This is a genomic window from Pseudomonas sp. M2, assembly GCF_015751845.1.
Classification (GTDB): Bacteria; Pseudomonadota; Gammaproteobacteria; order Pseudomonadales; family Pseudomonadaceae; genus Aquipseudomonas; species Aquipseudomonas putida_E.
Map to the genome: position 1 here is coordinate 1844510 of NZ_JADOUD010000001.1, position 21084 is coordinate 1865593.

General features: G+C 62.0%; 17 protein-coding genes and 2 pseudogenes. 8 read left to right on the top strand and 11 right to left on the bottom strand.

The features are described from left to right. Positions 1-166: 166 nt before the first annotated feature. Both IWW33_RS08640 and IWW33_RS26600 read right to left on the bottom strand, forming a co-directional pair. Positions 167-430: pseudogene (locus IWW33_RS08640) on the bottom strand (DUF3077 domain-containing protein). 155 nt (positions 431-585) lie between these two features. After that, positions 586-826: pseudogene (locus IWW33_RS26600) on the bottom strand (hypothetical protein). A gap of 539 nt (positions 827-1365) precedes the next feature. On the opposite strand from IWW33_RS26600, the gene IWW33_RS08645 reads away from it, so the two are divergent. Then, complete coding sequence (locus IWW33_RS08645; protein WP_158621129.1) at positions 1366-1773, top strand: hypothetical protein; 408 nt, start codon at positions 1366-1368, stop codon at positions 1771-1773. Positions 1774-1834: 61 nt separating this feature from the next. Here the strand turns inward: IWW33_RS08645 and IWW33_RS08650 are convergent, their stop codons facing one another. Continuing rightward, positions 1835-2563: a hypothetical protein gene (locus tag IWW33_RS08650; protein ID WP_144415439.1), complete on the bottom strand. Its 729-nt coding sequence runs from the start codon at positions 2561-2563 to the stop codon at positions 1835-1837. Between the two features lie 344 nt (positions 2564-2907). Between IWW33_RS08650 and IWW33_RS08655 the strand changes: the two genes are divergently transcribed. From IWW33_RS08655 to yccS, 7 genes are all read left to right on the top strand, one after another. Further along, the gene (locus IWW33_RS08655) at positions 2908-4710 is read left to right on the top strand and encodes an acyl-CoA dehydrogenase (RefSeq protein WP_174140997.1); all 1803 of its coding nucleotides are present in this window, start codon (positions 2908-2910) and stop codon (positions 4708-4710) included. A gap of 30 nt (positions 4711-4740) precedes the next feature. Beyond that, on the top strand, positions 4741-6183 hold the full coding sequence (locus tag IWW33_RS08660; protein ID WP_174140998.1) for a TldD/PmbA family protein: 1443 nt from the start codon (positions 4741-4743) through the stop codon (positions 6181-6183). Then, positions 6183-7514 carry a TldD/PmbA family protein gene (locus tag IWW33_RS08665; protein WP_115273438.1) on the top strand — a complete coding sequence of 444 codons (1332 nt, stop codon included), beginning with the start codon at positions 6183-6185 and terminating at the stop codon, positions 7512-7514. Before IWW33_RS08660 ends, IWW33_RS08665 begins: the two co-directional genes overlap by 1 nt. Before the next feature lie 74 nt (positions 7515-7588). Beyond that, positions 7589-9016: a multidrug transporter subunit MdtD gene (gene mdtD, locus IWW33_RS08670; RefSeq protein ID WP_039604767.1), complete on the top strand. Its 1428-nt coding sequence runs from the start codon at positions 7589-7591 to the stop codon at positions 9014-9016. A 112-nt stretch (positions 9017-9128) separates the two neighbouring features. Next, complete coding sequence (gene dbpA / locus IWW33_RS08675; protein WP_231386342.1) at positions 9129-10466, top strand: ATP-dependent RNA helicase DbpA; 1338 nt, start codon at positions 9129-9131, stop codon at positions 10464-10466. 117 nt (positions 10467-10583) lie between these two features. Continuing rightward, the gene (locus tag IWW33_RS08680; protein WP_046785054.1) at positions 10584-11765 is read left to right on the top strand and encodes an NAD(P)/FAD-dependent oxidoreductase; all 1182 of its coding nucleotides are present in this window, start codon (positions 10584-10586) and stop codon (positions 11763-11765) included. Between the two features lie 83 nt (positions 11766-11848). After that, a complete protein-coding gene (gene yccS / locus IWW33_RS08685) occupies positions 11849-14032 on the top strand; it encodes a YccS family putative transporter (RefSeq protein WP_174141110.1) in 2184 nt (727 codons plus the stop codon). A 23-nt stretch (positions 14033-14055) separates the two neighbouring features. Here the strand turns inward: yccS and IWW33_RS08690 are convergent, their stop codons facing one another. The 8 genes from IWW33_RS08690 to IWW33_RS08725 all read right to left on the bottom strand — a co-directional run bounded on the left by IWW33_RS08690 (position 14056) and on the right by IWW33_RS08725 (position 21084). Further along, on the bottom strand, positions 14056-14793 hold the full coding sequence (locus tag IWW33_RS08690) for a transporter substrate-binding domain-containing protein (RefSeq protein ID WP_046785053.1): 738 nt from the start codon (positions 14791-14793) through the stop codon (positions 14056-14058). A gap of 149 nt (positions 14794-14942) precedes the next feature. Then, positions 14943-15239 carry a winged helix-turn-helix domain-containing protein gene (locus tag IWW33_RS08695; RefSeq protein WP_012312450.1) on the bottom strand — a complete coding sequence of 99 codons (297 nt, stop codon included), beginning with the start codon at positions 15237-15239 and terminating at the stop codon, positions 14943-14945. A gap of 12 nt (positions 15240-15251) precedes the next feature. Next, entirely contained in the window at positions 15252-15752 is a 501-nt protein-coding gene (locus IWW33_RS08700) for a M48 family metallopeptidase (RefSeq protein ID WP_125923473.1), read from the bottom strand. Between the two features lie 39 nt (positions 15753-15791). Then, complete coding sequence (locus tag IWW33_RS08705) at positions 15792-17912, bottom strand: EAL domain-containing protein (RefSeq protein WP_115273433.1); 2121 nt, start codon at positions 17910-17912, stop codon at positions 15792-15794. Between the two features lie 197 nt (positions 17913-18109). Next, a complete protein-coding gene (gene fba, locus IWW33_RS08710) occupies positions 18110-19174 on the bottom strand; it encodes a class II fructose-bisphosphate aldolase (protein WP_008093958.1) in 1065 nt (354 codons plus the stop codon). A gap of 101 nt (positions 19175-19275) precedes the next feature. Further along, on the bottom strand, positions 19276-19605 hold the full coding sequence (locus tag IWW33_RS08715; protein ID WP_046785050.1) for an MliC family protein: 330 nt from the start codon (positions 19603-19605) through the stop codon (positions 19276-19278). A gap of 64 nt (positions 19606-19669) precedes the next feature. Further along, complete coding sequence (locus IWW33_RS08720) at positions 19670-19888, bottom strand: hypothetical protein (protein WP_012312446.1); 219 nt, start codon at positions 19886-19888, stop codon at positions 19670-19672. 32 nt (positions 19889-19920) lie between these two features. Next, complete coding sequence (locus IWW33_RS08725; protein WP_115273432.1) at positions 19921-21084, bottom strand: phosphoglycerate kinase; 1164 nt, start codon at positions 21082-21084, stop codon at positions 19921-19923.

The window sequence follows — 21084 nt, forward strand, 5'->3', positions numbered from 1 at the left end:
TGTTGATAAAAAAGGGGAGCTTCGGCTCTCCTTTTTTATGGGCGCATATCTTGAGATGTTTGGCGCCTGTGAGATCGAGCGCCGCGCGGGCGGCGCTCGATCTCACAGGCGCTGAAACTGCTGCGGCGAATACATTGGGGCCTTCATGCAGCCTGAAGCCAGGCCCTCACTGCTTCATCCCCAACTCAGCATCATCCATCAGTGCCTTGGCCATCGCACTCAAATAATGCGCAGCCCAGAGCATCATCGTTTTCTCATCCATCAACCCGGTAATGGTCAGTTCGCGCACATAGCCCATCAACTCCGAAGACTGCTCTCAGGCATCCCGGCACGGGATACCCGGCTCGATGCGAAACAGTGGATGTGTGCCATTCTCGCCCTGGTAGAAGGTGGTCTTGCCGACGGTGAACTGGGTGTCTTCTGTTGTCATTGTTCAATCCCCTGATAATTCTCGACTGCCTGGCCTGGCCCTTTCGCGGGTGAACCCGCTCCCACAGGTTCATCACAAGCCCCAAGGCTTGCACAGTACCTGTGGGAGCGGGTTTACCCGCGAAGAGGCCAGCCCAGGCAACACATTACGCAGCCTCAATGCACAGGTCTGGCCTCAGCGGGCATCTGCACCTGAACCAATGCAGACTCAAGCAAAGCCCGCAGCGCCTCCAGTTCATGCATCGTGGTCATCATCAGGATCGAAGCCGGCGACCTGGGCTGCAGCTGCATGGCGTGGTGCACCACGGTTGCGGCACACAGCGCGTGATCCGTGGCCTGGATCAGGGTGTCTTCAAGGGAATGGGCGTTAGGGTGGATCGGGGACTATCTTCAGCATCATGGTTCACCTAGTGATAAAGGCCACTACACACCTGCTGTCAAACAAGAGGGTGGCAGCTGTACATGGGTTGACAGACCGGTAGGCAAACCAAAACCCGGCGCACACGAAGTGCCCCATGCACAGCTGCCATAAAGGCAAAGCGATTCGGTTTGACCTAAGCGGCCTGTCAAAGCCGGTCACTGATTCGGCAGCGACCACCCGAGACTAGGGCCCTACCCAGAGCACCGCAATGGCTTGGAGGGGGTTGGGAGTATGTTTGGGAAATGGACTACATGGAATAGGTGAAAACCTAAAATGATCTGCCGAAACTGGCCGGAATGCGGTGAGACTGGCAGGTGTTCGCGCCTCACCCTTTTCAGCGCCTGTGAGGCCGAGCGCCGCCCGCGCGGCGCTGCGCAGCACAAGGCTGCTCACATTTGTTGCAACGTGGCCATGCCTGTGAGGCCATGGTTGTCAGCCTTGTCGCATGAGCGAAGGAATGCGGGGCGGCAGCCGCGCCAACAGGGAAATACCGTCAAACCACAAAGCGGGCAACCATGGCCGAGCAGTTGCCACGCTATCTTTCCACCATGCGCGCCCCAGAGTTACGCCAAAGCCACCAGATACTCCACCCCTTAAACGCTTCTGAAGCAAGCAACAACCCAACCCATATCCAGTTATTGATGCCAGCAACGACCATAGGCAAGAGCAAAACCACCGAAACTGACGGAACGATGAAAAAAAATCTGAATGGCATCTGCACCAGCGCCAAAAACACCACGATTTTTTTACACCTGAAAAAACCCACGCATGTAACAATAACTGAAAACTGTAAAAACAGCCCGGCCCAGATCACAATGCCTGAACCACCCCAACTCCGCACTACGTCAAGACCACTATTCAAATCCGACAAAAAAGGTATTGCGCCTCGGGCGATATTACGCAAGATGTACAAAATAATATAAAACGCATCCATACTTGCCCAAAGCAAATATAGAGCTCGCTGCTTATTGGTAGTTGACACCATCAATAGGCCCCTATTCTATATTCATACTCCTCGTCAGGTACCACAGGACGCCAGTGCCAGGACTCCCCCGTGATCGCCCAGGCATCATCTGCCTGTACATAGTTTTGCGTTATCCGTCGTACATCCCCATATCGATGTGTAGCCGATAGTCTGGCGAAGCTCCGCTCCTTTTCGCCTAATGGCACCCACCTCTGACTTACCAATCTACGGGTATTAGCATAGTCTTTCCCCTCGCTCGAAAAAAGACGTCCCTCGTCACCTCGGGATGTTAAAAAGTTTGCGGCCAACGCTACCCCAGACCACAATAAATCTGTATCAATACTAAATGTTTTCCACTTGCCAGGGCCATCAGCTTCTGGGTATTTACTCTCAGACAGCAGTAAATCCAGCTTTGATTCCGCCCATCTCAAACGAGGGTAACGCGACACATCAATTGGAGAAATTGGCTGCTCCCGAATAAGGAACCACCTGCCGTCTTCCACCAGCTTCAAAGCTCGCCAGATATCATCCTGCAGCAAAGGACGCCCCAGAGGCAAATCACATGCTTTCTGGAAGTCACACAATCCACGCAGGGTCGTATTTTCCAGCAAAGCCCTCTGAACTACCGAACAAGCAAAAAAAGGGTCTTCAACCCTCTCTAAATCTTCTTTCCAAACGTCGCGCCACTCACAAATCCTGTCCATAGAATTCCTCCACAGTGAAGAATCAATATCTACCTCATTTTCCATCACTGCGGTCGTAGGAGATTTCGGCGCAGCGCGTAGGAATATTCCTGTCGCCTTCTACAAGCACGCCTCTGACGCCTCAAATTTTTCATGCAGTCAGTGGAATAGCAGAGCTTAAAAGGTGCCAAGGCTGACAGATGAATGCCTTTTGATCTCACACGTGCTTCAAGATTTGCTGCGAACGGGTGGCCTTGACGCTCACTCAACCCAGCCCCTTCCCCCGTCAACCAACATCAGAGGCTCCAAATGCGAGGATTTTTGACTGAACATCATCTCAATCAATCATGGTAGCCAGTCTTATTCGGCCAATCCTAGACTCGCCTCAAGCCCGCTCAAGGACCGCCCCCATGCCCGAGACCCTGCTCAGCCCCCGCAACCTGGCCTTCGAACTCTACGAAGTGCTCGACGCCCAAGCCCTCACCCAGCGCCCGCGCTTTGCCGAGCACAGCCGCGAAACCTTCGACGCGGCGCTGACCACCGCGCGCACCATCGCCGAAAAGTACTTCGCCCCGCACAACCGCAAGGCCGACGAAAACGAGCCGCGCTACGTGGACGGCCGCGCTGAACTGATCCCCGAGGTCAAGCCTGCCGTCGATGCCTTCCTCAAGGCCGGCTTCCTCAACGCCAATCGCGACTTCGAGGTCGGCGGCATGCAGCTACCCAGCCTGGTCTCGCAGGCCTGCTTCGCCCACTTCCAGGCCGCCAACGCTGGTACCACGGCCTACCCCTTCCTGACCATGGGCGCGGCCAACCTGATCGAAAGCTTCGGCAGCGACGAGCAAAAACGCCTGTTCCTGCAGCCAATGATCGAAGGCCGGTTCTTCGGCACCATGGCGCTGACCGAGCCGCACGCAGGTTCGTCCCTGGCCGACATCCGCACACGCGCCGAACCCTGCGCAGACGGCAGCTACCGGATCAAGGGCAACAAGATCTTCATCTCCGGCGGGGACCACGAACTGTCGGAAAACATCGTGCACATGGTCCTGGCCAAGCTGCCGGACGCGCCACCCGGTGTGAAAGGCATCTCGCTGTTCATCGTGCCCAAGTATCTGGTCAATCAGGATGGCCGCCGTGGCGAGCGCAACGACGTACTGCTGGCCGGGCTGTTCCACAAGATGGGTTGGCGCGGCACCACCTCCACGGCACTGAACTTTGGCGACAACGGCCAGTGCGTCGGCTACCTGGTCGGCCAGCCACACCAGGGCCTTGCCTGCATGTTCCAGATGATGAACGAGGCACGCATCGGTGTTGGCATGGGCGCAGTGATGCTGGGCTACGCTGGCTACCTGTATTCGCTGGAGTACGCCCGCCAGCGGCCGCAAGGCCGGCTGCCGGACAGCAAGGACCCTCTCAGCCCGGCGGTGCCGATCATCGAGCACACCGATGTGAAACGCATGCTGCTGGCACAGAAGGCGTACGTGGAAGGCGCCTTCGACCTGGGCCTGTACGCAGCGCGCCTGTTCGACGACACCCAGACGGCTGATGAAGAAAGCGTACGCCAGAGGGCACAAGCGTTGCTTGATCTGCTGACGCCAATTGTCAAATCCTGGCCTTCGACCTTCTGCCTGAAGGCCAACGAACTGGCCATCCAGATCCTGGGCGGCCACGGTTACACCCGCGAATACCCGGTAGAACAATACTACCGCGACAACCGTTTGAACCCGATCCACGAGGGCACCGAAGGCATCCAGTCACTCGACCTGCTGGGCCGTAAGCTGGCACAGCACAACGGAGCCGGCCTCAAACAACTGATTCGCCTGATCGCAAGTACCGGTGAGCGCGCCAGCCACCACCCGAATCTTGATGCCTTGCGCCAACCGCTCGAGCAACTGGTCACTCGCCTGCAAGCCGTGACCCTCGGCCTGCTGGGTGATCTCGCCCAAGGCCAGACTGCCGGCGCCCTTGCCAACTCGGCCCTGTACCTCAAGGCCTTTGGCCATTGCGTGATCGGCTGGCGCTGGCTGGAACAAGCGATACATGCCGAGCTAGGCCTGCTCAAGGGCAATGCCGCAGACCGCGACTTCTACCTGGGCAAACTGCAGGCAGCCCGTTATTTCCTGACCTGGGAGGTACCAGGCTGCCATAATGAGCTGGCATTGCTCGAGGCACGCGACGATACCTGCCTGGCCATGCAAGATGGGTGGTTCTAGGGGGAGCCACCGTGCACACGGAGGTTTTCCATGTTCGATTCCAGCGCCCTGCTGCGCCAGCGCTTTGCCACGCTGCGCAGCACGGCCGAGTTGTTTTCCCTGCGCCATGTGAAACAGTCCCACCAGGCGCTTTCGGTACGCCGTAACGTGGCCGAACCGCCATTCTTCAGCCAGGACGAGGGCGCCATGCTCACGGTGCGGGTCAACGGCGTAGAGGCCTACGCGGCCACCGCCGATCTGTCCCAGCAAGGGCTACAACGAGCATTGGAACATGCCGAAGCCATGGCCCGGCAGATCGCCAGGCACAGCCTGCTTGACCTGCGCGACCAGCCGGTGCCCAGCTCGCGCCACGACCATGTTTCGCCAAATTTCGACCGCCCACTGCCCAGCCTCGCCGACTGCCTGGGCCTGCTCGCCGCCGAATCGGCCAGCATACCCAAGGACAGCCGCCTGGTGGACTGGCAGGCCAGCCTGAGCCAAAGCCTGGTCGAGCAGACCTACCTGAACTCCGCCGGTGCCGAACTGCGCCATGCTCAGCGGTTCCTGTTCCCGGGGCTGAGTGTCACCGCCAGCGACGGCCAGGACAGCCAGAGCCGTAGCCTGGGCCGGGACAACTTCGGCCAGCAGGGTGGCTTCGAAATCATCGAACGCTGCGGCCTGGTCGGTGCTGCTCAGCGTGTGGCCGACGAGGCGCTGCAGCTGCTGCTGGCGGCCAACACACCCAGCGGCCAGCGTGACCTGCTGCTGATGCCAGACCAGATGATGCTGCAGATCCATGAGTCGATCGGCCACCCACTGGAAATGGACCGCATCCTCGGCGACGAGCGCAACTACGCGGGCACCAGCTTCGTCAAAGCCAGTGATTTCGGCCACCTGCAATACGGCTCGCCACTGCTCAACGTGACCTTCGACCCGACCATCGGGGAGGAACTCGCCAGCTACAGCCATGACGACGACGGCAGCCAGGCCAGCAAGCAGTTCCTGATCCGGGACGGTCTGTTGCTGCGCCCGCTGGGCGGCGCGCTGTCGCAGTTCCGTTCCGGGCTCGATGGCGTGGCCAACAGCCGCGCCTGCGGCTGGAACCGCGCGCCGATCGACCGTATGGCCAACCTCAATGTCGAGCCGGGTGATCGAACCCTTGAACAACTGATTCAGGGAATCGAGCACGGCATCCTGATGCGCACCAACCGTTCCTGGTCCATCGACGATGCGCGCAACAAGTTCCAGTTTGGCTGTGAATGGGGCCAGTTGATTGAAAACGGCGAGCTCAAAGGCATCGTCAAAAACCCCAACTACCGCGGCATCTCCGCGCAGTTCTGGCGCAACCTCGCGGCGGTTGGTGACCGTAGCACCTTCCAGGTACTGGGCACGCCCAACTGCGGCAAGGGCGAACCCAACCAGGTGGTGCGGGTGGGCCATGCCGCTCCGGCCTGCGTGTTCCGCCAGATCGACGTATTCGGGGGGGACGCCTGATGAGCGCAACACCACAGCATGCTTTCGAACAACTGGTCAGTGCCTTGCGTGAAGTGAAACATGCAGAAGAACAGTTCACCCTGGGCTACAGCGCTGAACAATCGCAATTCGTGCGTTTCAACCATGCCAAGGTGCGCCAGGCCGGCGAGGTCAGCCAGGCCAGTGCGCACCTGAGGCTGATCCGCGACGGGCGCCAGGCTGAACAGCAAGTGACCCTGAGCGGCGATGCGCAAGTGGACCGTCAGCGCCTGGGCGAAGCCCTTGAACAGCTGCGCCAGACGCTGCCCCTTCTGCCTGCGGACCCCTACCTGCGCCTGGACCAGAGCGCTTGGCACAGCCACAGCCTGCAGGATCAGGCGCTGCCTGAGCTGGGCGAAGTACTGGCGCTGCTCGACGGCGAAGCAGGCGACCTGGACCTGGTTGGGATCTATGCCGCTGGCCCGATCTGCAGGGGCTTTGCCAGCTCTTACGGGGCCTTCGGCTGGCACCAGGCCAACAGTTTCAACTTCGACTGGAGCCTGTTCCACAGTAACGGCCAGGCCGTGAAGGCGAATTATGCCGGCCAGGCGTGGAATGCAGACGAATTCACCGCCCGCCTGCGCCAGGCCCGCGAACAGCTGGGCTTCCTCGGCCGCCCGGCAATTACCCTGAAGCCTGGTAGCTACCGCGCCTATCTGGCGCCTGCCGCGATGGACGAAATCGCCGGCATGCTGTGCTGGGGCGGTTTCTCTGCGCAGTCTCTGGCCACTGGCAACAGTGCGTTGCAGCGCCTGTACAGCGGCGATGCCCGGCTGAGCCCGCTGGTGTGTTTCCACGAGCAGGTCAGTGGGTCGTTGAGCCCGGCGTTTTCCGATGAGGGTTCGCCGCGTCAGGACGTACCACTGATAAGAGAAGGGCAAGCGCTGGGCAGGCTGGTCAGTGCCCGCAGTGCCGCCGAGTTCGAGCTGCTTGCCAATGGCGCGGACAGCTACGAATCGCCCTGCGCACTCAGCCTTGCAGCGGGAAATCTTGCCAACGCAGACATCCTGGCGCGGTTGGGTACTGGCTTGTACATCAGCAACCTGTGGTACCTGAATTACTCGGACCTGCCGGCTGCGCGCATGACCGGGCTCACCCGCTTCGCCACCTTCTGGGTGGAAAACGGCCAGATTCAGGGGCCGGTAAGCACCATGCGTTTCGATGACAGCCTGTACAGTCTGCTGGGCAGCCAGCTGGAAGACCTGACCTGTGAGCGAGAGATGATCCTGTCGACCAGCACCTATGGACAGCGCAGTACCGGTTCGAGTCATTTGCCGGGGGCGCTGGTCAAAGGGCTGACCCTGACATTGTGATCGGCTATCCCGGCCTCATCGCCGGCTTGCCTGCGATGAGGCCAGGACAGGCAACACTGAACATTGAGGTTCATATGCCCGAACGCACTCCGCTGGACCCTGTCACCGCCCGCTGGATCCCCTGGGTAGTGGCGATCGCCTTCTTCATGCAATCCCTGGACGGCACCATCCTCAACACCGCACTGCCGGCCATGGCCCGCTCGCTCGAAGAGAACCCGCTGCGCATGCAGGGTGTGATCATCGCCTACATGCTCACCGTGGCCCTGCTGATCCCCGCCTCGGGCTGGATCGCCGACCGTTTCGGCACCAAGCGTATCTTCTTCAGCGCCATCGTGCTGTTCAGTTTCGGTTCACTGCTGTGTGCCATGGCCAACAGCCTGGGCTTTCTGATTTTCGCCCGTGTGGTGCAGGGCCTGGGCGGCGCACTGATGCTGCCGGTCGGGCGGCTGGTGGTGCTGCGCGCCTATCCACGTAGCGAACTGGTGCGGATCATGAGCTTCATCACCATCCCCGGCCTGCTGGGCCCACTGCTAGGCCCGACGTTGGGCGGCTGGTTGGTCGAGATCCTCACCTGGCACTGGATCTTCCTGCTCAACCTGCCCGTGGGCGCGCTGGGCTGTTACGCCGTGTGGAAGTTCATCCCCGACCTGCGCGGTGCCGAACGCACCACCTTCGATGGCCCAGGCTTCATCCTGTTCGGCGCGGCGATGGTGCTGATCACCATCGCCATGGAAGGCCTGGGCGAGTTGCACCTGCCGCACCTGCGGGTGATGCTCCTGTTGTTCGCCGGCATGGCCTGCCTGGCGGCCTACTGGCTGCGCGCCGGGCGCGATCCCGAACCACTGTTCTCGCCCAGCCTGTTCCGGGTGCGCACCTTCGCCATCGGTATTCTGGGCAACCTGTTCGCACGCCTGGGCAGCGGCGCCCTGCCCTTCCTGGTGCCGTTGCTGCTGCAGGTGGCACTGGGCTATTCGCCGGCGCAGGCCGGCATGAGCATGATCCCGCTGGCGGCGGCGGCAATGGTCGCCAAGTCCGTTGCCCGGCCGCTGATCGAACGCCTCGGTTACCGCATCGTCCTCACCGGCAACACCGTGCTGCTCGGCCTGCTGCTGGCCAGCCTGGGGCTGGTCGACGGGCAGACCCCGTATGCCGTACTGCTGGTGCAACTGGCCCTGCTGGGCGCCGTGAACTCCATGCAGTTCACCGCCATGAACACGGTAACCCTGATCGACCTCGACGATGCCAGCGCCAGCAGCGGCAACAGCCTGCTGTCGGTGGTCGCGCAGCTGTCACTGAGCCTGGGCGTGGCCTGCGCAGGCGCACTGCTGGGCGGTTTCACTGCAGCCGGCAATGCCGATGGTGTGGAAACCACCCTGGGCGCCTTCCAGCTGACCTTCGTGACCATCGGTATCATGGCCATGCTGGCGGCGGCGATCTTCCTGCAGCTGTCGCCGACGGACGGAAGGCGTGCCCGTCGTCCGGAACCGCACATGGAGTCTTAGGGCGAATGGCCACGAGGCTGGTAGACTATGCGGCATTTTTCGCTTCGCAACGCAGGCCCGCCTCGTGACCACCGAATCCACCGCTTTTGCCACCTTGCCGCTGTCCGCCGCCATGCTGGCCAACCTGGACGCCCTCGGCTATGCCTCGATGACGCCGATCCAGGCCCAGAGCCTGCCCGTCATCCTCAGGGGCCAGGACCTGATTGCCCAGGCCAAGACCGGCAGCGGCAAGACCGCCGCCTTCGGCATCGGCCTGCTCAACCCGATCAACCCGCGCTACTTCGGTTGCCAGGCACTGGTACTGTGCCCCACCCGCGAGCTTGCCGACCAGGTTGCCAAAGAGCTGCGCCGCCTGGCCCGCGCTGAAGACAACATCAAGATCCTCACCCTGTGCGGTGGCGTCTCGCTGGGCCCGCAGATCGCTTCGCTGGAGCATGGCGCGCACATCATCGTCGGCACCCCAGGGCGCATCCAGCAGCACCTGGACAAAGGCACCCTGGTGCTCGACGGGCTCAATACCCTGGTGCTGGACGAAGCCGACCGTATGCTCGACATGGGCTTTTTCGACGCTATCGCCAGCATCATCGGCAAGACCCCGTCGCGCCGCCAGACCCTGCTGTTCTCGGCCACTTACCCCGCCGGTATCGAGCAATTGGCCGCCGACTTCATGCGCAAGCCGCAGCAGGTCAAGGTCGAGAGCCTGCACACCGACAACCAGATCGAACAGCGCTTCATCGAAATCGACCCGCAACAGCGCCTGGAGGCTGTCACCCGCGTGCTCGACCACTACCGCCCGCAGTCCTGCGTGGCGTTCTGCTTCACCAAGCAGCAGTGCGAGGACGTGGTCGCCCACCTCACCGCCAAGGGCATCGTGGCCCAGGCCCTGCACGGCGACCTCGAGCAGCGCGACCGCGACCAGGTGCTGACCATGTTCGCCAACCGCAGCAGTTCGGTGCTGGTGGCCACTGATGTAGCCGCACGCGGCCTGGATATCGATGGCCTGGACATGGTCATCAACGTGGAGCTGGCGCGCGATGCCGAGATCCACGTGCACCGCGTCGGCCGTACCGGTCGCGCGGGCGAGAAAGGCCTTGCCGTGAGCCTGGTCGCTCCGGCCGAAGGCCATCGGGCCCAGGCCATCGAGGCGCTGCAGAAGAGCCCGCTGCGCTGGGACCAGCTAGACAGCCTGAAGAACAAAGGTGGCGAACCGCTGCTGCCGGTCATGACCACGCTGTGCATCGCCGCTGGCCGCAAGGACAAGCTGCGCCCGGGTGACATCCTCGGTGCGCTGACCGGTGATGCCGGCATCCCGGGCAAGCAGGTGGGCAAGATCGCCATCTTCGACTTCCAGGCCTTCGTGGCGGTGGAGCGGGCCCTGGCCAAGCAGGCGATGCAGCGCCTGAACAGCGGCAAGATCAAGGGCCGCGCCCTGAAAGTTCGCATTCTCTGAAATCTTTTGGGGCCGCTTTGCGGCCCTTCGCGACACAAGGCCGCTCCTACAATGGGTTGCGTACGCCTGTAGCGAAAGGGCTGCGCAGCAGCCCCAGCACTCTTAATGAGGTACCCCGTGCACACCACCGACGTGATCATCCTCGGCGCCGGCGCCGCCGGCCTGATGTGCGCCCAGCTCAGCGCCCGCCGTGGCCGCCGGGTGCTGCTGCTCGACCACGCCAACAAGCCAGGCAAAAAGATCCTCATGTCTGGTGGCGGGCGCTGCAACTTCACCAACCTGTACACCGAGCCGGCCAACTTCCTCTCCCAGAACGCACACTTCTGCAAGTCGGCCCTTGCCCGCTACACACAGTGGGACTTCATCGAGCTGGTGGCCAAGCATGGCGTGCCCTACCACGAAAAGAAGCTCGGCCAGCTGTTCTGTGACAACAAGGCCAGCGACATCCTCGACATGCTGTTGGCCGAATGCGACGAAGCCGGTGCCGAACTGCGCATGCAAACCAGCATCGAGCATATCGAGAAGACCGAAAGCGGCTATCTGCTGCAAACCAGCGCCGGCCAGTTTGCCTGCCAATCGCTGGTGATCGCCACCGGAGGCCTGTCGATTCCAACGCTGGGCGCGACCGGCTTCGGCTATCAGGTAGCGCGCCAGTTCGGCCATACCTTGCTGCCGACCCGCGCGGGCCTGGTGCCGTTCACCATTACCGAGCCCCAGCTCAAGGCACTGTGCACCGAGCTGTCGGGCACCTCGCTCGATTGCACAGCCAGCTGCAACGGCACCAGCTTCCGCGAAAACCTGCTGTTCACCCACCGCGGCCTCAGCGGCCCGGCGATCCTGCAGATTTCGTCGTTCTGGGAGGCCGGCGACACGGTCGAAATCAACCTGCTGCCCGACCGTGATGCCCTGACCTGGCTGCAACAGCAGCAGACCGAGCGCGCCAATGCGGAACTCAAGACCGTATTGGGCGAGGTGTTCACCCGCAAACTGGCCAACCTGCTGGCCGAGCAGTGGTTCGAGTCAAAGCCGATGAAGCAGTACACCCCGGCGGAGCTGGCGCAGATCGCCGACAAGCTGGCGGCCTGGCAGCTGGTACCGGCAGGTACCGAAGGCTATCGCACCGCCGAAGTCACCCTGGGTGGCGTCGATACCCGTGAGGTGTCGTCGAAAACCATGGAATCGCTGAAGAGCCCCAACCTCTATTTCATCGGTGAAGTGCTGGATGTCACCGGCCACCTAGGCGGTTTCAATTTCCAATGGGCCTGGGCATCGGCCAACGCTGCAGCACAGTTCGTGTAGAGTAGAATCCATTCAGCAGCACGGAACGCTTCTTGCTGGTCCGTGCCGCAATGCATTCAATCGATCACTGCCAGCAGGCCATCATGTCATCGAGCTCGTTCCGTCAGTCATTGCGTCGCCTGTGGGGTCAAGACAAGTTCAGCTACGCCATCCGCGTGACCATCGCGCTCACCGGCAGCATGGCCTGGTGCTGGTACCAGAACGAGATGAGCCTGCTCATCCCGCTGTTCCTCGGCATCATCGCCAGCGCCCTGGCCGAGACCGACGATAGCTGGCAAGGCCGCCTCAGCGCGTTGCTCGTCACCCTGCTGTGTTTCGCCATTGCCGCGCTTTCGGTGGAACTGCTGTTCCCCTACCCCTGGATCTTCGCCGTCTCCATGGCCTTGGCCGCCTTCTCCCTGACCATGCTTGGCGCATTGGGTGAACGCTACGGCGCGATCGCATCGGCAACGCTGATTCTGTCGGTGTACACCATGATCGGCGTGGACCAGCGCGGCGGCGAAGTCAGCGACTTCTGGCATGAACCGTTGCTGCTGGTGGCCGGTGCCGCCTGGTATGGCCTGCTCTCGGTGCTGTGGCAGGCGCTGTTCTCCAACCAACCGGTACAGCAGAGCCTGGCCAAACTGTTCTTCGAACTGGGCACTTACCTCAAGCTCAAGGCCAGCCTGTTCGAGCCGATTCGCACACTCGATGTCGAAGCCCAGCGCCTGGCACTGGCCCAGCAAAACGGCAAGGTGGTGGCCGCGCTGAATGCCGCCAAGGAAATCATTCTGCACCGGGTGGGCAACAGCCAGCCCAACTCCAAGGTCAGCCGCTACCTGAAGCTGTACTTCCTGGCCCAGGACATCCACGAAAGAGTGAGCGCCTCGCACTACCCTTACAACGCCCTCACCGAGGCGTTCTTCCACAGCGACGTGATGTTCCGCTGCCAGCGCCTGCTGCGCAAACAAGGGGCATCCTGCCAGGAACTGGCACGCTCGATCCGGCTGCGCCAGCCGTTCGTTCTGGCCACCGGCTTCGCCGAGGCCCTCGAGGACCTCAACGCTTCGCTGGAACACCTGCGTAACCAGAACAACCCGGCCTGGCGTGGCCTGTTGCGCTCACTACGCGCCCTGGCCGCAAACCTGGCCACGCTGGACCGCCTGCTTGGCGCCGCCAGCAACCCCGACAGCCTGGCCGACGCCAGCGACAGCAGCCTGCTCGACCGTTCGCCACGCAATCTCAAGGATGTATGGAAGCGGTTGCGCACCCAGCTCACACCTACCTCGCTGCTGTTCCGCCATGCCCTGCGCCTGTCGCTGGCGCTGTCGGTGGGCTACGGCATGGTGCACTTGATTCACCCGACCCAAGGCTACTGGATCATCCTCACCACCCTGTTCGTCTGCCAGCCCAACTATGGCGCCACCCGGCGCAAACTGGTGCAGAGGATCTTCGGCACAGCCATCGGCCTGACCGTGGGCTGGGTCCTGTTCGACCTGTTCCCGAATCCGCTCATCCAGTCGGCGTTCGCAGTGGTGGCCGGGGTGGTGTTCTTCGTCAACCGGACCACCCGCTACACCTTGGCCACGGCGGCGATCACGCTGATGATCCTGTTCTGCTTCAACCAGATCGGCGATGGCTACGGCCTGTTCCTGCCACGGCTGTTCGATACCTTGGTCGGTAGCCTGATCGCCATTCTCGCCGTGTTCCTGTTCCTCCCCGACTGGCAGGGCCGCCGCCTTAACAAGGCGCTGGCCAATACCTTAGCCTGCGCAAGTGTGTACCTGCGTCAGATCATGCAGCAGTATGCCCACGGCAAGCGCGATGACCTGGCTTACCGCCTGGCCCGGCGCAACGCACACAACGCTGACGCGGCGCTGTCCACCACGCTGGCCAACATGCTCATGGAGCCGGGGCACTTCCGTAAGGAGGCCGACGTGGGCTTCCGCTTCCTGGTGCTGTCGCATACCTTGCTCAGCTACCTCTCAGGGCTGGGGGCACACCGTGATACGGCGCTGCCGGCAGAGGTCCATGAACAGTTGATCGAGGGGGCGGGGCAGGCATTGGCCGCCAGCCTCGACGAAATCGCCAACGGCCTGGCCGCGCGGTTACCCGTGGCGATTCACAGCGATGCCGAAGAAGCCTTGGCCAATACGCTGGAGCAGATGCCTGAGGAACTGGATGAACATCAACGATTGGTGCAGACCCAGTTGGCGCTGATCTGCCGGCAGTTGGGGCCCTTGCGGACCTTGGCCGCGCACCTGATCAAAGAGGGCTCACCGGCCTGATTGTTCGTTGCCTGCGCTGCACATCAAAAGCCATGCTGGCGCAGAAGCCGTGCATAGCTGCCGTCTGCCTTCATCGCTGCAATGCTGCGTTCGAACCGCTCGACGATCTGCCGATGCTCAGGGTGCTTGAGGCTCACCAGAATATGCAGGGTGTTCTCGCCCAGCGCGGGTTCGACCAGCACTACCCCATCACGCACCTGCTCGGGTTCGCGCTGCAGGTTGTAGCGCGCCACGAACTCATCTTCCACTGCCAGATCCACCCGCCCTGCCGCCAGCATGCGCACGGCGGAGGAAAAGTTGCGTACCGGCACCTTGTGCAAGCGGGTGTCGCTATCGAATTCGGGTGAGTAGGCATAATCACGCACCACGGCAATGCTGTAGGGATACAGATCAGCCTGGCGCCTGTAACGGAAGCTGTCGCCCTTGCGCTTGAGCAAACGGATGCGGTTGGTCAGGTAGGCCTTGGAAAACTGGCCGATGCGGGTACGCGTATCGTTGTACCAGGCATTGATCAGTACGTCGTAACGGCCTTCGCTAACCCCGAGCAGCGCCCGCGCCCACGGTACTTCCTCGTACTCGCTGGGGTAACCTGCACGCGCCAGCGCCGTGGTGACGATGCTGGTGGCAAGGCCACCACCGGGCATGCCGGCATCGGTGAACGGCGGCCAGGTATCGGCCACCAGCCGTAGTTTGCCCTGGCCCAAGGCTGGCCCAGCCAGCATCACACCCAACAATCCCAGAACGCAAAGCAGTGGCCGCATGCTCAAGTCCTTTTGCAGTGGTAGGCACAGGCTGTTGATGGCGGTCTTCGATAACGCAGGTCATGAGACTACACAAAGCCGCCGCACAGGGCAGCGGCCAATAGTGTCAATTAGCCTCTATTCTGGCCGAAGCAGGCAGCCCCCCGCATTTACGGGTAGCCGAGCACTTCCCTGATCTGGCGCAGATGGCGGATGATCCACTGCTTGTCGATCGCACCCCAGTCATGGATGCGATAATGCCCGGCATGGTTGCGCGCCCCTTCCTGCTGCTCGAACTCGCAGACAATGTCCAGGTCAGCCAACGCAGCGATGGTGTCCTGCGCGGTGCGGCGCGGCATCCCGGTGGCTTCCATCAAGGCTGGCACGCTGGTAGCGGTCTGGCTGTCGATCAGCCAGGCCACGTACAGGCGGCGATAGAAACTGCTCTTGGTCTTGCTCACATCCATGCTGCGTGATCCTTACAGGTTACCCGGCAGCTCCCGATAGGTCAGGTAGACGCGCAGGTCGAATTCCAGTTGGTGGTAGTCCGGCTCCATGTGCTGACAAAGCTGGTAGAAGGCTTTGCTGTGGTCACGCTCGCGCAGGTGCGCCAGTTCATGTACCACGATCATGCGCAGGAACTGCGGCGCCGCCTCCTTGAACAGCGAGGCGATGCGGATTTCCTTCTTCGCCTTGAGCTTGCCACCCTGTACCCGCGACACCGCAGTATTGAGCCCCAGCGCACGGTGGGTGAGGTCCAGGCGGTTGTCGAACAGTACCTTGTCCAGGCTTGGCGCACTGCGCAGGTATTGCTGGCGCATATCCTGGGCGTAGCCGTACAGCGCCTTGTCGCTCTGCACTTCATGGCGATCGGGATAGCGGCGTTGCAGGTAGTCGCCCAGGCGGTCGCTGTCGATCATCTGCTGCACCTGCTCTTGCAGGTGCGGCGGGTAAGCTTGCAAATAGCGTAATACGGTCATGGCATGACATTCGGCGTAACGAATACCGATTCTAGCCAATCAGGACTGCGGCCAGGGAAAAATTGCCGGAAAGCCGCTGGCATCGGCGGCGGTCATCGGCCGGGCGACAAGGAAGCCCTGCACGTAGGCGCAACCGTTTGCCTTGAGCCAAGCAGCCTGGGCCGCAGTTTCCACGCCTTCGGCGATGACCGTGACGTTGTACTCGGCGCACAGGCCGATGACACTGCGCACCAACGCGGCGTCCGGCGCCGAATCGGGCAGGCGCGCCACCAAATGGCGGTCCAGCTTCAAGGTGTCGACAGGCAAGTCGCGCAGCATGCGCAGCGAGCAGTCACCAGCACCAAAGTCGTCCAGCGCCACGCGCACTCCCAGCTCGCGCAGGCGGTGGATCTGCTTGATCGCCGCGTCGATGTTGTACATCAGTGAGGTCTCGGCAACTTCCACTTCCAGTTGCGCCGGGTTGAGCCGGTAATCCTGTATCACCCGCTGCAGCTCATCGACAAGCCCAGGCATGGCGAACTGAGCGCGGCTCAGGCTGATACCCAGCACCAGATCCGGGGCAAAACGCTCACACCAGGCCTGACGCTGCGCCGCCCCCTGGCGGTAGATCCAGCTGGCCAGGCGCGTTATCAGTCGCGCCTCCTCAAGCAAAGGAATGAACAGCCCCGGCGGTACATCGCCGACGCTGGGGTGCTGCCAGCGCAGCAGGGCTTCGAAACCGCGCAGGTGACCATCGGCGAAAGCGACCTGGGGCTGGTACACCATGTTGAAGCCTTGCGACTCGACGGCGCCCCGCACGCTGTCTTCAAGCATCAGCCGTGAACGCGCCCGGCCATTGAGCTCCTGGTCATAGAAGCGGTACTGCCCGCGCCCAGCCTGCTTGGCCGCATACATCGCCGCATCGGCGGCACGCAACAGGCCTTCGACAGTGGCACCGCAGTCCGGGAAGGTGGCAATGCCGATGCTGACACCCAGGCAGACATCCAGGCCGGCCACCTGGCGCTGGACGGACATACGCTCGAGCAGTTGCTCGGCAAAGCGGCCAGCTTGTTCCGGATACGGCAGGCCATCGAACAGCGCCGTGAACTCGTCGCCGCCCATGCGTGCCAGCAACGCCTCACTACCAAGGCAGTCTTTGAGCTGCTCGGCAACCCAACCCAGTACCCGGTCCCCGGCCTCGTGGCCGAGCGAGTCATTGATCCGCTTGAAACCATCCAAATCCATGTACATCAAGGCCTGGGCCTTGTCTGAGCGTTCGTTGCGCAGCAGCACGCTTTCAGCGGCCTGATAGAACCCACGGCGGTTGAGCAGGCCGGTAAGCGGGTCGGTGACCGCCTGGTATTCGAGCTGCTGGTGCAAATTGCGCACCGCCGACATGTCCAGCACCGTCACCACCATCGCCTGCTGATCGGCCGGCAGCGGTGCGCAGGACAATGCCACCGGGACCAGATGACCGCCTGCCGTGCGCAGGTGGGCGTCGTGTACACGGAAGATCTGCCGTGACTGGTAGGCCTGATGGAAATCCGATTCGCTCCAGAGGGTGGCATTGGGCAGTTGCAGCAACTCAAGTAACTGCACGCCCTGCAATTGCTCGACCGGGGCATCGAGCAAGCGCGAGATCGCCGGGTTGGCAAAGCTGATGTTGCCGTGGGCGTCGACCACCAGAATGCCTTCGGCGGCATTCTCCAGGATGGACGCATTGAACGCCCTGGCCGCCTCCAGTTCGCGCGTCAAGCGTTGCAGCATGCGCCGGTTGCGCTGCTGGTCCAGTTGCGCCTGCACCTTGGGCTTGAGGATCTGCGGGTCGAACGGCTTGAACAGGTAATCCACCGCACCACTGGCATAGCCCTTGAGCACGGCGGCATCGGACTGCTCGTTAGCGGTGAGAAAGATGATCGGGGTCAGCCGGGTACGGTGGCTGCCACGCATCAGCCGGGCAACCTCGAAGCCGTCCATTTCGGGCATCTGCACGTCGAGCAACACAAGGTCGACTTCGTGCTCCAGCAAGGCGCTCAAGGCTTCCGTCCCTGAACCTGCTGTCAGCACCTGCCAATCTGTGCGGGCCAGTAAGGCTCGCATGCTAATGAGGTTCTCAGGGTAATCGTCCACCACCAGGAGAACCGAGTTGCCATCCGGTGGTTGAGGGTAAGCGCCATCCATGCTGCTTTCTCTTGTATGACCGACTTCGACTTGCATCTGGATCCGGTTTAACACTCTAGACTCGAGTGTGTAACACGCAATGCAATCAGAACGCTATCAGTGACTAAAGGTAAGGGTAGTCGACTAACGGTCGTTTGCCGGGCATTCAGCCATAAAAAAACCCACATTTCTGTGGGTCTTTTTAAGGCGGCCTGTGATCAGTTGACCTTGGCGGCCAGCTCACCTTTCAGGTAACGCTGGAACATGCCTTCCAGGGAGATCGGCTTGATCTTCGAGGCATTACCGGCGGTGCCGAAGGCTTCGTAACGTGCGATGCACACATCGCGCATGGCTTTCACGGTTTCACCGAAGAACTTGCGCGGGTCGAACTCGCTCGGGTTCTGCGCCATCAGGCGGCGCATGGCACCGGTGGAGGCCAGGCGCAGGTCGGTATCGATGTTGACCTTGCGCACGCCGTGCTTGATGCCTTCAACGATTTCTTCGACCGGTACGCCGTAGGTCTCTTTGATGTCGCCGCCGTACTGGTTGATGATCGCCAGCCACTCCTGCGGTACCGAGGAAGAACCGTGCATCACCAGGTGGGTGTTGGGGATGCGCTTGTGGATTTCCTTGATGCGGTCGATCGCCAGCACGTCACCGGTTGGCGGCTTGGTGAACTTGTAGGCACCGTGGCTGGTGCCGATGGCGATGGCCAGGGCATCCACCTGGGTCTTCTTGACGAAGTCGGCGGCTTCTTCCGGGTCGGTGAGCATCTGGCTGTGGTCCAGCACGCCTTCGGCGCCGATGCCGTCTTCTTCACCGGCCATGCCGGTTTCCAGCGAACCCAGGCAGCCCAGCTCGCCTTCGACCGAAACACCACAGGCGTGCGCCATGGCGACAGTCTGCTGAGTGACGCGGACGTTGTACTCGTAGTCGGTCGGGGTCTTGCCGTCTTCGCCCAGCGAGCCGTCCATCATCACCGAGCTGAAGCCCAGCTGGATCGAACGCTGGCACACGTCAGGGCTGGTGCCGTGGTCCTGGTGCATGCACACCGGGATGTGCGGGAATTCTTCGATGGCGGCCAGGATCAGGTGACGCAGGAACGGCGCGCCAGCGTATTTGCGGGCACCGGCCGAAGCCTGGACGATCACTGGGGAGTCGGTCTTGTCGGCCGCTTCCATGATGGCGCGCATCTGCTCGAGGTTGTTGACGTTGAAAGCTGGAACGCCGTAACCGAACTCGGCGGCGTGGTCCAGCATCTGGCGCATGCTAATGAGTGCCATTGTGTATCTCTCTCCCGACAAGCGTCGTTTTGTTTCGTGCAAGCCTGCCGCAGGGGCGGTTGCTGTTCAAGTAGTGTGGGCCACCGGTGCGGCCCGGCCAGTCACGGTGCCTTGCAGCCCCGCCCAATCAGATCGTTGGTTGCCACCCAGTACACCAGGCCTTCCTCGCCCTTGGTGTGGAAGGCCAGCACGCCATCGCTGTACATCGCGCCCGACGCACTCGGCTCGGACTTGAGCCGGTAGACCTGGTCGCCGCCGCCGAGGCGCACGTCGACCGAATCCTGTTGTGCATCGGCGAAGCGCCAGAGCACTTCGGTCTGGCTGTCACAGACCCAACGGGTCCAGGCGGCTGCCGGGGCGGGTTGCGCCGGCTGCAGCAGCGAGCATCCTGCCAGTGTCGCCAGGGCCATCAAGGCCATCAGCGCTTTCATTGCATATCCTCTAGATGACCACACAATGGTCGCTTGGTTGCCTGCTCCGACGAAGCGCATCGGTTCATGGGCAGCCAGGCGCCTTGCGCTGGTGGTCTTCGTCATACTTTTCCAGGCCTTCCGGGCCCACGCGCTTGCTGATTACCGGCACGGTCTCGGCCTGCCACTCAGACTGGTAGCAGCCGCCCTTGGGCGGCTGCGCCGGATCGTTGTCCGAGGACGGGCTGCTGGAGCATGCGCTCAGCAAACCAGCCAGCAAGATCACAGGCAATTGCTTGACCATCAGGTCGCTCCCTTTGCCAGGCGCCGCCATTGTCAGGCTTTTGCCCGCTCTTCAAGGATCGCCACGGCCGGCAGTACCTTGCCTTCGACGAACTCGAGGAATGCACCACCACCGGTAGAAATGTAGGAGATCTCGGCGCTGACGCCATATTTGTCGATGGCTGCCAGGGTATCGCCACCGCCGGCGATGGAGAATGCAGCGCTCTCGGCGATAGCCTTGGCCAGTACCTTGGTGCCGTTGCCGAACTGGTCGAACTCGAACACACCGACCGGGCCGTTCCACAGGATGGTTTTCGACGACTTCAGCAGTTCGGCGAAGTTGGCCGCAGTCTGTGGCCCGATGTCCAGGATCATGTCGTCGGCGGCCACGTCGGCGATGGCCTTGACGGTGGCCTCGGCGCTCTCGGCAAACTCCTTGGCAACCACCACGTCGACTGGCAGCGGTACGCTGACCTTGGCGGCGATGGCCTTGGCGGTTTCCACCAGGTCAGGCTCGTACAGCGACTTGCCCACCGGGTGGCCGGCGGCGGCCAGGAAGGTGTTGGCGATGCCGCCACCAACGATCAACTGGTCGCAAACCGAGCTCAGGCTGTTCAGCACGTCCAGCTTGGTGGAAACCTTGGAGCCGGCAACGATGGCCGCCATTGGTTTGGCCGGTGCCTTCAGGGCTTTGCCCAGGGCGTCCAGCTCGGCGGCCAGCAGCGGGCCTGCCGCAGCGACCTTGGCGAACTTGGCGACGCCGTGGGTGGAGCCTTCGGCACGGTGAGCGGTGCCGAAGGCGTCCATGACGAAGACGTCGCACAGGGCCGCGTACTTCTGCGCCAGCTCGTCGGCGTTCTTCTTCTCGCCCTTGTTGAAGCGAACGTTCTCGAACAGCACCAGGTCACCGGCCTTGACCTCGATGCCATCGAGGTAGTCGGCGACCAGTGCAACGTCGCGGCCCAGGGCCTTGCTCAGGTAGTCGGCAACCGGCTTGAGGCTGTTCTCGGCCGAGAACTCACCTTCGGTCGGGCGGCCCAGGTGCGAGCAGACCATTACCGCCGCGCCCTTCTCCAGGGCCAGCTTGATGGTCGGCAGCGCAGCCAGGATACGCGCGTCGCTGGTTACCACACCGTCCTTCACAGGCACGTTGAGGTCTTCGCGGATCAGTACGCGTTTACCTTGCAGGTCGAGGTCGGTCATCTTCAACACGGTCAT

Coding starts and splice junctions, on each gene's coding strand:
- IWW33_RS08725 (WP_115273432.1), bottom strand. CDS start 21,084: ATGACCGTGTTGAAGATGACCGACCTCGACCTGCAAGGTAAACGCGTA.
- IWW33_RS08665 (WP_115273438.1), top strand. CDS start 6,183: ATGAGCGCAACACCACAGCATGCTTTCGAACAACTGGTCAGTGCCTTG.
- yccS (WP_174141110.1), top strand. CDS start 11,849: ATGTCATCGAGCTCGTTCCGTCAGTCATTGCGTCGCCTGTGGGGTCAA.
- mdtD (WP_039604767.1), top strand. CDS start 7,589: ATGCCCGAACGCACTCCGCTGGACCCTGTCACCGCCCGCTGGATCCCC.
- IWW33_RS08720 (WP_012312446.1), bottom strand. CDS start 19,888: ATGGTCAAGCAATTGCCTGTGATCTTGCTGGCTGGTTTGCTGAGCGCA.
- IWW33_RS08700 (WP_125923473.1), bottom strand. CDS start 15,752: ATGACCGTATTACGCTATTTGCAAGCTTACCCGCCGCACCTGCAAGAG.
- dbpA (WP_231386342.1), top strand. CDS start 9,129: ATGCTGGCCAACCTGGACGCCCTCGGCTATGCCTCGATGACGCCGATC.
- IWW33_RS08645 (WP_158621129.1), top strand. CDS start 1,366: ATGGCCGAGCAGTTGCCACGCTATCTTTCCACCATGCGCGCCCCAGAG.
- IWW33_RS08705 (WP_115273433.1), bottom strand. CDS start 17,912: ATGGATGGCGCTTACCCTCAACCACCGGATGGCAACTCGGTTCTCCTG.
- IWW33_RS08660 (WP_174140998.1), top strand. CDS start 4,741: ATGTTCGATTCCAGCGCCCTGCTGCGCCAGCGCTTTGCCACGCTGCGC.
- IWW33_RS08715 (WP_046785050.1), bottom strand. CDS start 19,605: ATGAAAGCGCTGATGGCCTTGATGGCCCTGGCGACACTGGCAGGATGC.
- IWW33_RS08695 (WP_012312450.1), bottom strand. CDS start 15,239: ATGGATGTGAGCAAGACCAAGAGCAGTTTCTATCGCCGCCTGTACGTG.
- IWW33_RS08650 (WP_144415439.1), bottom strand. CDS start 2,563: ATGGAAAATGAGGTAGATATTGATTCTTCACTGTGGAGGAATTCTATG.
- IWW33_RS08655 (WP_174140997.1), top strand. CDS start 2,908: ATGCCCGAGACCCTGCTCAGCCCCCGCAACCTGGCCTTCGAACTCTAC.
- fba (WP_008093958.1), bottom strand. CDS start 19,174: ATGGCACTCATTAGCATGCGCCAGATGCTGGACCACGCCGCCGAGTTC.
- IWW33_RS08690 (WP_046785053.1), bottom strand. CDS start 14,793: ATGCGGCCACTGCTTTGCGTTCTGGGATTGTTGGGTGTGATGCTGGCT.